Annotated in this window: 11 protein-coding genes; 7 read left to right on the top strand and 4 right to left on the bottom strand. The window is 61.3% G+C overall.

The window, feature by feature from the left end:
- Nucleotides 1-89 precede the first annotated feature (89 nt).
- The 7 genes from torT (at nucleotide 90) to V1475_RS01665 (ending at nucleotide 9,000) form a co-directional block, all read left to right on the top strand.
- Nucleotides 90-1,154, top strand: coding sequence for a TMAO reductase system periplasmic protein TorT (gene torT / locus V1475_RS01635; RefSeq protein ID WP_479411358.1), 1,065 nt, complete (start codon nucleotides 90-92; stop codon nucleotides 1,152-1,154).
- Nucleotides 1,155-1,235: 81 nt separating this feature from the next.
- On the top strand, nucleotides 1,236-2,738 hold the full coding sequence (locus V1475_RS01640; protein ID WP_479411359.1) for a sugar ABC transporter ATP-binding protein: 1,503 nt from the start codon (nucleotides 1,236-1,238) through the stop codon (nucleotides 2,736-2,738).
- On the top strand, nucleotides 2,735-3,751 hold the full coding sequence (locus tag V1475_RS01645) for an ABC transporter permease (protein ID WP_479411360.1): 1,017 nt from the start codon (nucleotides 2,735-2,737) through the stop codon (nucleotides 3,749-3,751). Before V1475_RS01640 ends, V1475_RS01645 begins: the two co-directional genes overlap by 4 nt.
- Nucleotides 3,752-4,262: 511 nt before the next feature.
- Nucleotides 4,263-5,816: an OpgD/OpgG family glucan biosynthesis protein gene (locus tag V1475_RS01650; protein ID WP_479413943.1), complete on the top strand. Its 1,554-nt coding sequence runs from the start codon at nucleotides 4,263-4,265 to the stop codon at nucleotides 5,814-5,816.
- Nucleotides 5,813-5,989, top strand: a complete 177-nt coding sequence (locus V1475_RS01655) for a hypothetical protein (RefSeq protein ID WP_434290335.1) — start codon at nucleotides 5,813-5,815, stop codon at nucleotides 5,987-5,989. The genes V1475_RS01650 and V1475_RS01655 overlap by 4 nt, the downstream gene beginning before the upstream one ends.
- A 13-nt stretch (nucleotides 5,990-6,002) precedes the next feature.
- Nucleotides 6,003-7,799, top strand: a complete 1,797-nt coding sequence (gene mdoH / locus V1475_RS01660; RefSeq protein WP_479411361.1) for a glucans biosynthesis glucosyltransferase MdoH — start codon at nucleotides 6,003-6,005, stop codon at nucleotides 7,797-7,799.
- Entirely contained in the window at nucleotides 7,786-9,000 is a 1,215-nt protein-coding gene (locus V1475_RS01665; RefSeq protein WP_479411362.1) for an OpgC family protein, read from the top strand. Before mdoH ends, V1475_RS01665 begins: the two co-directional genes overlap by 14 nt.
- A gap of 9 nt (nucleotides 9,001-9,009) precedes the next feature.
- Here the strand turns inward: V1475_RS01665 and V1475_RS01670 are convergent, their stop codons facing one another.
- The 4 genes from V1475_RS01670 to V1475_RS01685 all read right to left on the bottom strand — a co-directional run bounded on the left by V1475_RS01670 (nucleotide 9,010) and on the right by V1475_RS01685 (nucleotide 13,406).
- On the bottom strand, nucleotides 9,010-9,828 hold the full coding sequence (locus tag V1475_RS01670) for a sugar phosphate isomerase/epimerase family protein (protein WP_479411363.1): 819 nt from the start codon (nucleotides 9,826-9,828) through the stop codon (nucleotides 9,010-9,012).
- A gap of 63 nt (nucleotides 9,829-9,891) precedes the next feature.
- Nucleotides 9,892-10,902: an ABC transporter ATP-binding protein gene (locus V1475_RS01675; RefSeq protein ID WP_479411364.1), complete on the bottom strand. Its 1,011-nt coding sequence runs from the start codon at nucleotides 10,900-10,902 to the stop codon at nucleotides 9,892-9,894.
- Nucleotides 10,903-10,905: 3 nt separating this feature from the next.
- Nucleotides 10,906-12,198: an MGH1-like glycoside hydrolase domain-containing protein gene (locus V1475_RS01680; RefSeq protein ID WP_479411365.1), complete on the bottom strand. Its 1,293-nt coding sequence runs from the start codon at nucleotides 12,196-12,198 to the stop codon at nucleotides 10,906-10,908.
- Nucleotides 12,195-13,406, bottom strand: a complete 1,212-nt coding sequence (locus tag V1475_RS01685) for a carbohydrate ABC transporter permease (protein ID WP_479411366.1) — start codon at nucleotides 13,404-13,406, stop codon at nucleotides 12,195-12,197. The genes V1475_RS01680 and V1475_RS01685 overlap by 4 nt, the downstream gene beginning before the upstream one ends.
- Between the last annotated feature and the right edge of the window lie 34 nt (nucleotides 13,407-13,440).

Here is a 13,440-nt window from a genome sequence, read left to right on the forward strand (position 1 = left end):
GGGCTGACACCCGGGGTTTACGCCCCACCCTCTAACCACAAAAGCGGCTGAAACCGCCTTCCCTGATGAACCAACAAGGAGTCAGATCCATGAAACTTGCCCTGATGACAGGTGTGGCGCTTGCTGCACTGGCCACCGCTCCCAGCTTCGCCGAAGACTGGTTCCCCTATGAGGCCGAAGAAGTTACCCCCGCCTTCTCCGCCGATGGAACCGCATCGCCCGTCATCTATGTGCCGCTCGAAAAAGCCGATGAGGCCTATGACATCTGCGTGTCCTTCCCGCATATGAAAGACGCTTACTGGCTGGGTGTCGATTACGGCGTAACTGAGGAGGCCACGCGCCTTGGCGTCAAGATGAACCTCGTCGAAGCCGGCGGCTACACCGAGCTTGCCAAGCAGGTCAGCCAGATCGAAGACTGTGTTGCCGCAGGTGCCGACGCTGTGATCATCGGCGCGATTTCCTACGATGGTCTCAACAACGTGATCAAGGAAACCGCCGCCAAAGGCATTCCGGTGATCGACGTGATCAACGGCGTGTCCTCGCCGGACATCTCCGCCAAATCCTTGGTATCTTTCTACACCATGGGTTTTGAGACCGGCAAATATCTGGCTGAGAAACACCCGGCTGGCACCGATCCGGTCAAGGTCGGCTGGTTCCCTGGTCCGGCAGGCGCAGGTTGGGTCGAGGCCGCGAACACCGGTTTCCTTAAGGCCGTCGAAGGCTCCGCCGTTGAGGTGCTCGAACCGCGCTATGGCGACACCGGCAAAGAGGCCCAGCTCAAGCTCGTCGAAGATGTGCTGCAATCCGATCCGGACGTGAAATACCTCGCAGGCACCGCCGTGACCGCCGAAGCTGCGCAGGGTCTTCTGCGTGAGCGTGGCCTCACAGACGACATCGGCCTTCTGGCCTTTTACATGACCCCCGGCGTCTACACCGGCATCCAGCGCGGCATGATCGAAGCGGCCCCGGCGGACTCGATGGTCATCCAAGGCCGGATCGCCATGGATCAGGCCGTCCGGATCATCGAAGGCAAGGATTACGTCAAACACGTCGGTCCGAAAATCTTCGTGGTCGATCAGGACAACATCGGTGATGTGTCCCGCGATGCGATCCTTCCGCCGGAAGGGTTCCGTCCGGTCTTCTCCGTCGAGTGATCCCAGACCGATCTTCGACATGATCTGAAGACCATGTCGGGTGAGGCAGTCCCCTGCTGCCTCACCCGCTCAGGAGGCCCTATGACTCTTCCTCTTCTCACGACCCACAATCTGACCAAGACGTACCCCGGCGTGCGTGCGCTCGACGGGGTGGATTTCGACCTCATGCCCGGCGAAGTGCACGTCCTCTTTGGCGAAAACGGCGCGGGAAAATCCACGCTGATCTCCATGCTGGCGGGTGCCAACACTCCGTCCGAGGGCAAGATTTACCTCGACCACCACGAAGTCACCTTCGACTCGGTGGCGCGCGCCAAATCCCACGGTGTCTTCACCGTGTTTCAGGAATTCTCTCTGATCCCGACGCTGACGGTCGCCGAGAACATGTTTCTCGGGCAGGAACCGCGCACCGGGATGATGATCGACCATGCCGAAATGCGCCGCCGCGCGCAGGAGATTTTCGACACTTTGGGCTTTCCCATTTCTCCCACTGCGCAGGTCTCGTCTCTGTCGCGGGCGCAACAGCAGATGCTGGAAATCTCCAAGGCGTTTCATGGCGATCCCAAGGTGTTGATCCTCGACGAACCGACCGCATCGCTCACGGATCGCGAGGTAGATCACCTGTTCAACTTCATCGACCGGCAAAAGGCCAAGGGCGTTGGCATCATCTACATCTCGCATCGGATGCAAGAATTCAAACGCATCGCCGACCGCATCACCGTGCTGCGCGACGGGGCCAAGATCGGCACGGTCGAGATGGCGGGCACCGATGAGGCGGCTCTGGTCGAGATGATGACCGGGCGCGCGATTGCCGAAATTTACCCAACGATTGAGACCGAACCGGGCGAGGTGGTGCTGGAGGTGCAAAACCTCGCAACTTCCGGTGTCGCGCCTTCCTCGCTGACGCTGCGGCGGGGCGAAGTTCTGGGGGTTGCGGGGCTTGTGGGCTGTGGCAAATCGCGGTTCTTCCGCGCGATGATGGGGCTTGTGCCGGTGCGCTCCGGCACGGTCGCACTCAAAGGCCATGACATCACCGGGCGACCGACCCGCGAGATCATCCGCGCCGGTCTCTATTACCTCTCGCCCGATCGCAAACACGAGGGGCTGGACCTTGCCAAAACCTCCGACGACAATCTTGCGCTCAATGTGGTGACCTCAGGTCGCCCGGTGAAACGCGGCTGGATCGACTGGCGCTCCGTGCGCGACACGGTGGCCGGGATCGCCACGCGGGTGGAGCTGCCCGACGCCTATCGGACCCGCCGCGTTTCGCAGCTTTCGGGTGGCAATCAGCAAAAGGTTCTGTTCGGCAAAGCCTTTGGCCAAGAGGCGGATGTCTATATCTTCGACGAGCCTACCGTGGGCGTCGATATGGGCACGCGCGCAGCGCTTTACCTCAAGATCAAGGCACTGGCGGAGGCGGGCAAGGCCGTTGTCGTCATCTCGTCGGACCTGCCCGAAGCGATCAACCTTTCCCACCGTCTTCTCGTCTTTGCCAATGGCCGGATCAGCGCGGAACTGCCGCGCGCGGAGGCCAGCGAAGACACCGTCCTCAAACATTTCTTCACCGAAAGCGAGCCCGTCCAATGAGCGATGCAACTGCACAGGCGCAGAGCGAACCGCGCGCCAATCCGATCAAAACCCTGTTTCTCCGCGTTGGCGTCCTGCCGTTTTTCCTCGCCATCGCGCTCGTCGTCTTCTCCCTGATGTCGAACAAATTCCTGACCGGGCAAAACCTTGTGAACGTCGCGCGCCAGTCGGTCTATCTGGTGCTCGTCTCCCTGGGGCAGATGCTGGTGCTGGTCTCGGGCGGATTCGATCTCTCCGTCGGCACGGCGATTGCGCTGACCTCCGTCGTCTCCGCGCTCTCGATGACATGGGCGGCGGGCGTGTTCGACAGCGTGTTCCTGATCATCGCCATCGGCATCGCGGCGGGCGGCATCGTGGCGCTGATCGTCGGGCTGATCAACGGCGTGGGCGTTGCCTATTTCGAGGTCTCCCCCTTCATCATGACGCTGGGCGTCTCCTCCGTCGGCGCGGGGCTTGCGCTTTTCATGACCGGCGGCATCCCGATCTCCGGCCTGCCTTTCGCCTTTGGCGACACGTTCGGCTTTGGCAAATGGTTCGGTGTCCCGGTGCCGGTCTTCATCGCCATCATTTGCATCGCCGTCATGTGGCTGGTGATGTCGCGCACGCCCTTGGGAACACGGCTTTACGCCGTCGGCGGCAATATCAAAGCGGCACACCTTTCGGCAATTAACACCAAGAAAACCCTCGTTCTGGCCTATGTGATCTGCTCGCTGATTGCGGCCCTCGCAGGCGTCCTTCTGACCGCGCGCGTGGAGAGCGGCGAGGCAAACCTCGGCGGCACCATGGCGCTCGAATCGATCTCGGCCTGTGTCATCGCGGGCGTGTCGCTCCGGGGCGGGATCGGGCGGGTGCAAAACGTTGTGCTCGGCGCCTTCTTCATCGTTATGGTGCAAAACGGCATGAACCTCGCCAAGATCAGTTCCTATATGCAGATGGTGCTTTTGGGCGGGCTGTTGATCCTCGCCGTGATCTTCGACCAGATGCGTTACAGGATGATCATGCAGGGACGCTGATCCCTCATCCTCGCATCACAGCAAAAAGGGGGCTGCATCGCGGCCCCCTTTGTCATACCTGTCTCCCCTTGGAGTGAGTCGCGGCAGCGATGGCCGGGCGACGGGGAGTTATGTGCATTTTTCACACTGGAAACCATGCGCGCCACCGATGTAACACTTTTACGAACAATCGTGCCGCAGGTGCGAAATCAGATCACACTGACTCCACAAGGAATCCTTATACTGTGCAAAGAATCCCACTTGCGCGATGGACAAAAAAGGTCAAAAGGCGTTGAGAATAGGTGGAATTCCGCCCGCATTAAGCAGCTTTCCGCCCGAAACACCCGCAGATTGGCATTTTCTGCTGCAGAGCAAAATCCAAGCCCTATCTACTGCCCTGACCATGACTTTACGGAGTGCCAGTTTGACGATCCCCGCCGGTTCCACCGCCGCAACCGAAAATACCCCTGACAATCTTCGCCGCCGTCGCTTTCTTGCGACGCTTGCGGGATCTGTCGCCTTGTCCGCGATGATGCCCTATGCGCTGCGTGCGCAGGAGACGACGCCGGAAACCCAGCCCGCGCCCGCAGCCCCGGCCGAGCCGGTTGTCGAAACGCCCGAGTTCCCGCCCTTCAGCTTCGATGCCCTGAGCGAAGAGATGCGCGCCGCAGCAGGCGAAAGCTGGCATGAGGCGCAGAAGATCGACGGCCCGCTCGCGAGCCTCGATTACGATTCCTATCAACGCATCCGGTTCCGCCCCGACCATGCCCGCTGGCAGGACGAAGGGCAGGAATTCCGCCTGCACGCTTTCCATCTCGGCTGGCTCTTCAAAGAGCCGGTGCATATCTACGAGATCGTCGACGGGCGCGCGCAGCCGATGGAATTCTCCACCCACGATTTCGAATATGGCGGCAATGTCAGCGAGCAGATCCCCGAAGATACGCCGATGCCGGGGGTTGCGGGGTTCCGTCTGCACAATCCGCTCAACCGCGCCGATATTTTCGACGAGTTGATCGCGTTCCTCGGCGCGAGCTATTTCCGCGCTCTGGGGCGTGGCAACGTCTATGGCCTGTCGGCGCGCGGTCTTGCCGTCAACACCGCCATGAACGGCGGCGAGGAATTCCCCCGCTTTACCGATTTCTGGCTCGAACGCCCTGTGCCGGGTGCGGCGACGATCATGGTCTATGCCGCGCTCGACAGCAAATCCGTCACCGGCGCCTATCGCTTTGCGATCACCCCCGGCGCGACCACCAAGATGGAGGTCACCGCCCGGCTGTTCCTGCGCGAGAAAACCGATCAGATCGGCATCGCGCCCCTGACCTCGATGTATCTCTTCGGCGGTGCCGATCCGCGCGGATTCGACGATTTCCGCGCCTCCGTGCACGACAGCGAATATCTCGTGCTCAACACCCGTGGCGGCGAAACCTTCCTGCGCGCGCTGAACAACCCGCCGCGTCTGGCCAGCTCGTATCTCGGCGCGGAAAACCCGCTGTCCTTCGGCCTCGTGCAGCGCAGCCGCGAATTCGACGATTACCTCGACGCGCAGGCGCATTACGAACGCCGCCCCTCGCTTATGGTCGAGCCGATCGGCGACTGGGGCAAAGGCACGGTGCGGCTGGTGGAGATCCCGTCGAAACTCGAAGGCAACGACAACATCGTCGCGTTCTGGGTGCCCGAGGGTGAGATGACCAAAGGCACCGCACTCGAATACGCCTATCGCCTGCATTGGGGCATGGCCCCCGAAGGCGACCGCAGCGTGGACCGGGCCCGCATCCTGCGCACTCGCGTTGGCGAAGGTGGCGTGGCCGGTGTCGAACAGAAAAGCGATACGCGCAAATTCGTGATCGATTTCGTAGGCGGCACCCTGTCGTCCCTGCCCGCCGACGCAGAATTGCTCCCGCAGGTCACGATTGGCCGTGGAGAGATCAAGCAGGCTATTGTCAGCAAGGTCAGCGATACCGATATCTGGCGTCTGGTGATCGAGGCCAAGGCCGATCCCGGAAGTGTTGCGGAACTCAAAGCCGCCCTGACGGGTTATGATCAGACATTGACGGAAACATGGCTTTATCAATGGGTGAGGGAATGACTGTGACGCACACTCCACATGACACCGATACCAACGCCCTTCTGGACGCATCTCTGGACTGGATGCCGCCCGAGGCGCCGCTCGACATGCCGCAGCAGGTGCTCGAACGCGACACCATGCGCGCCGAGTGGCCGCGTCTGCTGCGTCTGATCTTGCCCGGAAAGCCCGTCTGAGGGAGGCACGGACATGTCGTCTTCCCCCCGCAAGGCACTGGCCGCCGACCCGCGGACCAGGCTTTTGCGTTTTCTGGCCTTGAGTTTCGCACTTCTCGCCGCACTCATCGCCTCAACGCTTCTGGCCGATGCCGCGATTCAGGACGGCGTCGATGTCTGGGACGTGGTGCGCGGGCTTCTGATTTTCGTGACCACGGCCTGGCTGGCCTGGGGCGCGACCCTGTCTTTCGTGGGGCTGGCACCCAGCGTCCGCAAACCGCGCCCGACACCCGATCTGGCCACACCGGCCCCGCGCCTCGTCGTGCTCGTTCCGATCTGCAACGAAGACCCGGTGACCACATTTGCCCGCATCGCCGCGATGGATCATTCGATCCGCGCCGAAGGTCTGGCTGCCGACATCGCGATCCTCTCAGACACACGCAACGAAGAGTCCGCCCTTCTGGAGCGTCAGACTTACCTGCGCCTGATCGCGGAAACCCATGGCGAAGGCCGGATTTTCTACCGTCGCCGTAGCGACAATCGGGGCCGCAAGGCGGGTAATATCGAAGAATTCATCCACCGCTCCGGCGGGGCCTATGATTTTGCGCTGATCCTCGACGCCGACAGCCTCATGGAGGGCCGCACGGTCCGCGACATGGCCGCCAAGATGCAGGCCGATCCAAAACTCGGGCTCTTGCAGACCCTGCCGAAAATCATCGGCGCGCGCTCCTTCTTCGGACGTGCCATGCAATTCGCCGCGAGCTTTCACAGCCCGGTCTTCACCCGTGGGCTTGAGCGCCTTCAGGGCAACACCGGTCCATTCTGGGGCCACAACGCCATGGTCCGGCTCAAGGCCTTTGCCGAAAGCTGTGCGCTGCCGGAACTGGCCGGACCGCCGCCCTTTGGCGGACATATTCTCAGCCACGACTACGTCGAGGCCGCGCTTCTGGCCCGTGCCGGCTGGCGCGTGCAGGTCGATCACAGCATCGGCGGCTCCTTCGAGGAAGGCCCGGAGAACATCCTGTCTTACGCCAAACGCGACCGCCGCTGGTGTCAGGGCAACCTTCAGCATTCCCGGCTCCTGCTCGCTCCGGGTCTGGCGGCATGGTCGCGTTTTGTCTTCCTTCAGGGCATCTTCGCCTATCTCGTTTCCGTGCTTTGGGCGGCCTTTCTGATCACATCCGTGGTCGCGACGATCCTCGCACCGGTGCCGAACTATTTCCCGGAACCGCATATGCTCTTCCCGGTTTTCCCGGATGATCGGACCAAGGAGATCACTGCGCTGATCGTCGGCATCATGGGGCTTCTGATCCTGCCGAAATTCGCGATCCTCTACGAGGCCTCCGGCACCCGTCGCACAGCGCGCTTCGGCGGCTCCATTCGGGCAGGTTTTTCCGTCGTGGCCGAAATCCTGCTGTCATCCCTGATCGCCCCCCTGATGCTGATGTATCAGACCAAGGCGGTGATGCAGGTGCTTTCAGGCCGCGATGGCGGCTGGCCCGCCAACCAGCGCGGCGAAGGCGCTCTGACACTGGCGGAGGGCTTTCGCGCTGGTCTCTGGATCATGCTCACCGGTGGCGCGGCTCTGGCCATTGTCGCCCGTGTGGCACCCGATCTCACCTTCTGGCTCCTACCGGTCTGCCTGCCGATGCTGGCAGCCCCCTTCCTGATCGCCTGGACCTCGCGCCCGCTCACACACAAACTGTTTCTCGTACCCGAAGAACGTCGCCCCGCGCCGGTAATCCGCAGCTATCGCGAGATTCTTGGCCGTTGGCAATCCGAGCCTCGCAATGAAACCCTGACCACGGAGGTGACCCATGTCCCGGCATGACATCGCGGTGCCCACCGAGCTTGCCCACCCCACCAAGCGTCCGCGCGACCCCCGGATCGACGCGTTTCGCGGGCTGGCACTCCTGATGATTTTCGTCGATCACTCGCCGGAGAACCCCTATGAATATCTTACGGTCCGCAACATCGGCTTTTCCGATGCGGCGGAGGCGTTTTTCATCATGTCGGGCATCGCCGCAGGCCTCGCCTATACCGGGCGGTTTCAGGCGATTGGCGAGAAAGGCCTCTGGCAGGCCGTCGCACCGATGTGGAAACGGTCCTGGACGCTCTATATGGTGCAAATCCTGCTGACCATGCTGGCCATCGCGATTTTCTCGGCGGGCGCAACATGGTTCGGTGTCGACGAGTTGCTGACCAAGATCAATCTCAAACAGGTTTTCAACAACACCCAAGAGGCACTGATCGGCATCCCGCTTCTGGGCCACCAGCTTGGCTATGTGAACATCCTGCCGGCCTATTCGGTCCTGCTGTTTTGCGGGCCCTTGATGATCCTTCTCGGGCTCTGGCGACCGATGCTGCTTTTGGGCCTGTCCATCGCGCTCTGGCTGGCCGCGGGGATCTGGCGACTGAACCTGCCGAATTACCCCAACCCGGGCGGTTGGTTCTTCAACCCGGTGGCGTGGCAACTGATCTTTGTCGTGGGACTTCTGACCGGCATTTTCCTGCGCCGGGGCGAACGTTTCGTGCCAAAAACACCGTGGCTGTTCTGGCTCGCGCTTGGCTGGCTCGCGCTGGTGGTCGCGTGGCGCTACGTGCCGGGGGTCGGCCCTGTGCTGAACCACCAGATGGCGCTTTTGGGCAAAGCTGGACTGCCGTTCAACATGGTGTCGCATGACAAGACTTTCCTTGCGCTGCCGCGCATGACGCATGCGCTCGCGCTGGCTTATGTGCTGTCCTGCCTGCCTTGGGTGACGCGGCTGACCGGGTCGCAAGCCCTGTCTTTCTTGCGGCTTCTCGGACGTCAGGGCTTGCTGGTTTTTGCCGCTGGGACGATCCTTGCGCTCTTCAACCATGTGATTATGGGCTATTATTCCGAGGCAGAATGGCTCGGTTGGGTGCTCATGCCGCTGGGAGCGCTGATCCTGATCGTCGTGGCCTGGCTTGGCGACATTCAGAAATCCGCCAAACGGCAAAATGCCGCGCGCCCCGTCGCCTTCGCCACCCGCCCCATGCCTGCGGAATGAATATCACTCCTACTGGCCAAGCCCTTCGCGGCTTAGCCAGTTCATCGACGACCAGATGTCCGACGCCTCGCGCAGTTCAAGGATGAGGCGCGGCTCCGACTTGAGCTCCGCCAGCGCCCGGAATACGCCGTGCCAACGGATCGTCCCTTCACCAATCGCCCAGTGCCGGTCGGCAAAGCCATCGGCATCTTGAAGGTGAACGTGGCCCAGCATCTCGCCCGCCGAGCGGATAAAATGATCGACCGGGCGCGCGCCGGTGGCGCCATGCGCATATTGAGCGTGGCCCGTGTCGACCGACAGCCGGATCGCCTCTGAATCGAAACTTTGCGCAAGGATTTTACGATCCTCCGGTTCGATGTCTTCGATATTCTCCAGCATCAGGGTCAGACCGATATTTTCGGCCCGCTTAACCACATCTCCGAGCACCTCCTGCGCCATCGCAATCGCCCGCTGACGCGCGCCGTGATGCATGTCGAGATTGTGCCAGTCCCAAGTTGTGTAGGGCGAATGGATCACCATGAACCGCGCCCCAAGGGCTTCGGCAATCTCGAGCCCCTGCATCATGCGGGTCTTGACCACGGCGCGGATGTCCGGGTCGGGATTTGAGAACGACAGCCCCCAAAACGGCCCATGGATGCCCATCCGGCCGTTGTATCCATCGAGATGCGCCTTGGCCTCGGCCACCAGATCGTGCCAGTCACCCTTGATCAGCATCTCCGGCCAGATAAAACTCTGAAGCTCCAGATCGCGGTCTTTCTCGAACAGCCAATCCCGAAATTCCGGCAGGTGTTCGACGTTCAGCGCCGCACCGATAACAGGCAGAGTCATGTCATTCTCCTTCGCTCAGATCGGTCCCTGTTTAGGAGCCGACCGTCACGAACGGATGACAGCTCAGCGGATCGCCAAACCTTTTTCGTCGAACAGATGCGTGCGCCCTTCGCCGAATTTCAACCCGACCTTTTCCCCCGGCTGATGCGGCGCGTCTCCAAGATCGCGAATGGTCATCTGCCCGGCCCCGTTTTCGGCATCGACGATGATGTAAGTGTCGGCACCCAGATATTCGACCACATCGACCACGCCATCGAGATCGCCCTCACCGGGCGCGACAATGGAGATATGTTCAGGGCGAATGCCAAGATCCTTGCCCTTCTCGCCAAGCCCCATCGCCGCGGCGGGAATGACGTTCATCTTCGGCGAGCCGATGAACTGCGCCACGAAGAGGTTTCCGGGACGTTCGTAAAGCTCCTTGGGCGAGCCGACCTGCGCAATCTTGCCCGCTTCCAAAACGACGATCCGGTCCGCAAGCGTCATCGCTTCCACCTGATCGTGGGTCACATAGATCATCGTGCTCTCAAGCGACCGGTGCAGTTTCGCCAACTCATAGCGCATCTCGACCCGCAGAGCGGCATCGAGGTTCGACAGAGGTTCGTCGAACAGGAACGCCGTCGGATCGCGCACGATGGAACGGCCGATGGCCACGCGCTGACGCTGCCCGCCAGAGAGGTCTTTGGGGCGCCGATCGAGATAATCGGTGAGCTTCAGCACATGCGCCGCCTCATCGACTTTCTTGGCGATGACATCCTTCGGCTCACCCGCGGCCTTGAGCGCAAAGCCCACGTTGTCGCGCACCGACATATGCGGATAGAGCGCGTAGCTTTGGAACACCATGGCGAGACCGCGTTTCGACGGCGGCTCTGCCGTGGCGTCGCGTTCGCCCACGAAAATCTTGCCGCGAGAGGTCTCTTCAAGCCCGGCAATCATGCGCAAAAGCGTCGATTTCCCGCAGCCCGAGGGGCCAACGAAAATGATGAATTCACCTTCGTCAATCTTGAGATCGACGCCCTTGATGACCTGCACATCGCCGAACCATTTTTCGACGGCCTGTAACTCAATGCTAGACATGTTTTACTCCTTCCCTGCCGCAAGCGGGGTACGGTTCACACCGCACCAAGTCAGCCAGACGGCAGCCGTCCAGCCAAAGGACGGCCCACCGCAGGGCGCGCCATCCATCGGATCGTAATATTCCCAGAACCCACCGCCCTCGATCAGACGGGCGGTCTCGTCCCTCAGCCGCGCTTCGGCCTCTTTGCGCCCCATATCCTTGAGCCCCATGGCGATGAGTGAATTGACAACGGGCCAGACCGGACCGCGCCAATAGCGGCGGCGTTCGAACCTCTCGCTTTCCGGGTCCGCCGAGGGGATGCCATAGGCGACCTTGTCCCAGCTTCGCGCGAAATGCGCATCGAGCGCCGGGCGGGAGACGCCCGCGAGATAGGCCAAAAACGCACCCGATCCGAGCACCCCCGCGAACGCCCCGCCCCGCAGATCATAGGCATCGAACCAGCCCGTCTCCGGGTTCCAGAGCTTGTCCGCCCCGTCGCGCAGCTTGGCCTCCTGCGCCGCAAGACCGGAGGTGTCTTCGCCCAGAACGCGGCCCAGTTCGATCAGATCGGCAAAGGCGCGCAGAAGCACGAATGTAATCCCCGGATCGGCCATCAGGAACGGGCCCTCCGCGATCATTGCCTTGTCGTCCCAATGCACCGAGCGCCCAAACGCAAGGATCGCAAGATAGCGGTCATAGTCCGAGGCGACAGGGCGCTGATCGGCCTGCAAGAGCCCAAGATCGCGCCGCTTGTTCTCCCGCGCTTTTCGGATGAACGGATCATCGTCATCGACCGGCACATGCGCCATCCCAATGTCCCAGTCCGGGCAATTGTCACGCCCGGATTCCCACGGATGCACAATGGCCACCGGCCCGTCTTGGCAGCGTTCCCGCATCCACCAGTCATGCCAAGCAACGAGCTTGGGATAGAGCGATTGGAGATGCGGCAGGCCCGCTTCAGGATCGGCCTCATAGATCTTGCGAATGAGCGTCGCGGCCACGGGCGGTTGCGAGATACCCGACGTCGGCGGGGACTGATCCGCCCCCCAAACCTCGGGACCGGGGAAGTACTCCGGATCGACCTCGTGAAACACCATATGGGGCACCATGCCGGTCGCCCATTGGCTGGCGAACAAAAGCTCCACCTCGGTCCACGCCCGCGCGATGTCGAAGGTGGAATAGCCCCAAGCGGAGAACATGCTGTCCCAGTTCCATTGGAACGGATAAAGCCGCGCCGTCGGGATGGTATAGCCGCCGCGATCATTGCCCAAGAGCACCTCGCGGGCGGCCTGGTCGAGTGGGTTTAGAACTGTCATCCCTTCACACTCCCTGCCGTCAGCCCCTTGGTCATGAATTTCTCCAACCCAAGGAACAGCGCCATGATCGGCACAGTGGCAATCACCGAGCCGGCCATAAGGTGTTGTCGCGGAATTTCCGACGAATTGAGCGAGGCAATCCCCCGCGTCAGGGTAAATTTCGACGGGTCGTCCAACAGCATGAAGGCCAAAAGGAACTCGTTCCAAGCGATCATGAAGACGTAAAGCGACACGGAGGCGAGCGCCGGAAGCGACAAAGGCAGGGTGATTTTCCAGATCACCTGAAGCCGCGAGAGGCCATCCATCAGCCCCGCCTCCTCGATCTCTGCAGGCAGGCCGCGGAAATAGCCTTGCAGCATGTAAAGCGCCACGGGGATGGTCGTCACCGGATAGATCATCACGATCCCCGCGATTGAATTGCGTAGCCCCATCATCGAAAACGCGATGTAGATCGGCAGCGCCAAAACGATCATCGGCACCATATAGATCAGCAGGATCGAACGCGAAAACGTCGCCTGCCCCCGGAACCTGAGCCGCGCCACCGCATAGGCACCGGGAATGGCGAAAAGGAGCGTGATCAGAACCGTCAGCACGGAAATGTAGAACGAGGTCCACATGTAAGTGCCGAAATTGAACTCCGTCATCAGCTCGACATAGGACCGGAACAGCCCCCAGCCCCGCGACAGATCAATCGAAAAATCGAGCGGGTTTTGCATCAGCTCGGCCTGATTCTTCAGGCTGGTCATCACCATGACGTAGAAGGGAATGACCACAATCGCCGTGAAGAACACATAGCCAAAGCCCTTGAGCGCCTTGATCACCGCGTCTTCGAACTCATGCCGCGTCAGCGTGCCCATGGTCAGGTCCCTGAGATAGACCACGAGCGGCCAGCCGATCCCGATCCCAAGGAAAAGCGCCGCGACCACGCGCGCGATCAGGGAGGCATTGGAGGTCAAAACCGGCCCAATCCCAAGCGAAAGCGCCACGAAATAGACCACTGTCAGCACCGCAGAGGCGATCATCACCCGCCCGCGCCCGACCAGAGCCAGCCCCGTCGGAATACCGAACATCAACGCGCCGGTGATCGACGGACGAAACGCTTCGCCCGTGGCAAAACTCATCGCCACCGCAACCGTTACGGCCACGACAAAAGTCCAGAGCACGCCCAGAAGCGGGCCTGTGACATATCCGAAACGAAGGTATTTCATGTCGCCCTCCCTTCTTTTGTCTTCAAATATCCTG

It is taken from the genome of Celeribacter sp. SCSIO 80838, from assembly GCF_056498065.1.

Bases quoted from the DNA above. Each gene is read 5' to 3' on its own strand.
- V1475_RS01685 (WP_479411366.1), bottom strand. From the start codon at position 13,406: ATGAAATACCTTCGTTTCGGATATGTCACAGGCCCGCTTCTGGGCGTG.
- V1475_RS01665 (WP_479411362.1), top strand. From the start codon at position 7,786: ATGTCCCGGCATGACATCGCGGTGCCCACCGAGCTTGCCCACCCCACC.
- V1475_RS01670 (WP_479411363.1), bottom strand. From the start codon at position 9,828: ATGACTCTGCCTGTTATCGGTGCGGCGCTGAACGTCGAACACCTGCCG.
- V1475_RS01675 (WP_479411364.1), bottom strand. From the start codon at position 10,902: ATGTCTAGCATTGAGTTACAGGCCGTCGAAAAATGGTTCGGCGATGTG.
- V1475_RS01655 (WP_434290335.1), top strand. From the start codon at position 5,813: ATGACTGTGACGCACACTCCACATGACACCGATACCAACGCCCTTCTG.
- torT (WP_479411358.1), top strand. From the start codon at position 90: ATGAAACTTGCCCTGATGACAGGTGTGGCGCTTGCTGCACTGGCCACC.
- V1475_RS01650 (WP_479413943.1), top strand. From the start codon at position 4,263: ATGCCCTATGCGCTGCGTGCGCAGGAGACGACGCCGGAAACCCAGCCC.
- mdoH (WP_479411361.1), top strand. From the start codon at position 6,003: ATGTCGTCTTCCCCCCGCAAGGCACTGGCCGCCGACCCGCGGACCAGG.
- V1475_RS01645 (WP_479411360.1), top strand. From the start codon at position 2,735: ATGAGCGATGCAACTGCACAGGCGCAGAGCGAACCGCGCGCCAATCCG.
- V1475_RS01640 (WP_479411359.1), top strand. From the start codon at position 1,236: ATGACTCTTCCTCTTCTCACGACCCACAATCTGACCAAGACGTACCCC.
- V1475_RS01680 (WP_479411365.1), bottom strand. From the start codon at position 12,198: ATGACAGTTCTAAACCCACTCGACCAGGCCGCCCGCGAGGTGCTCTTG.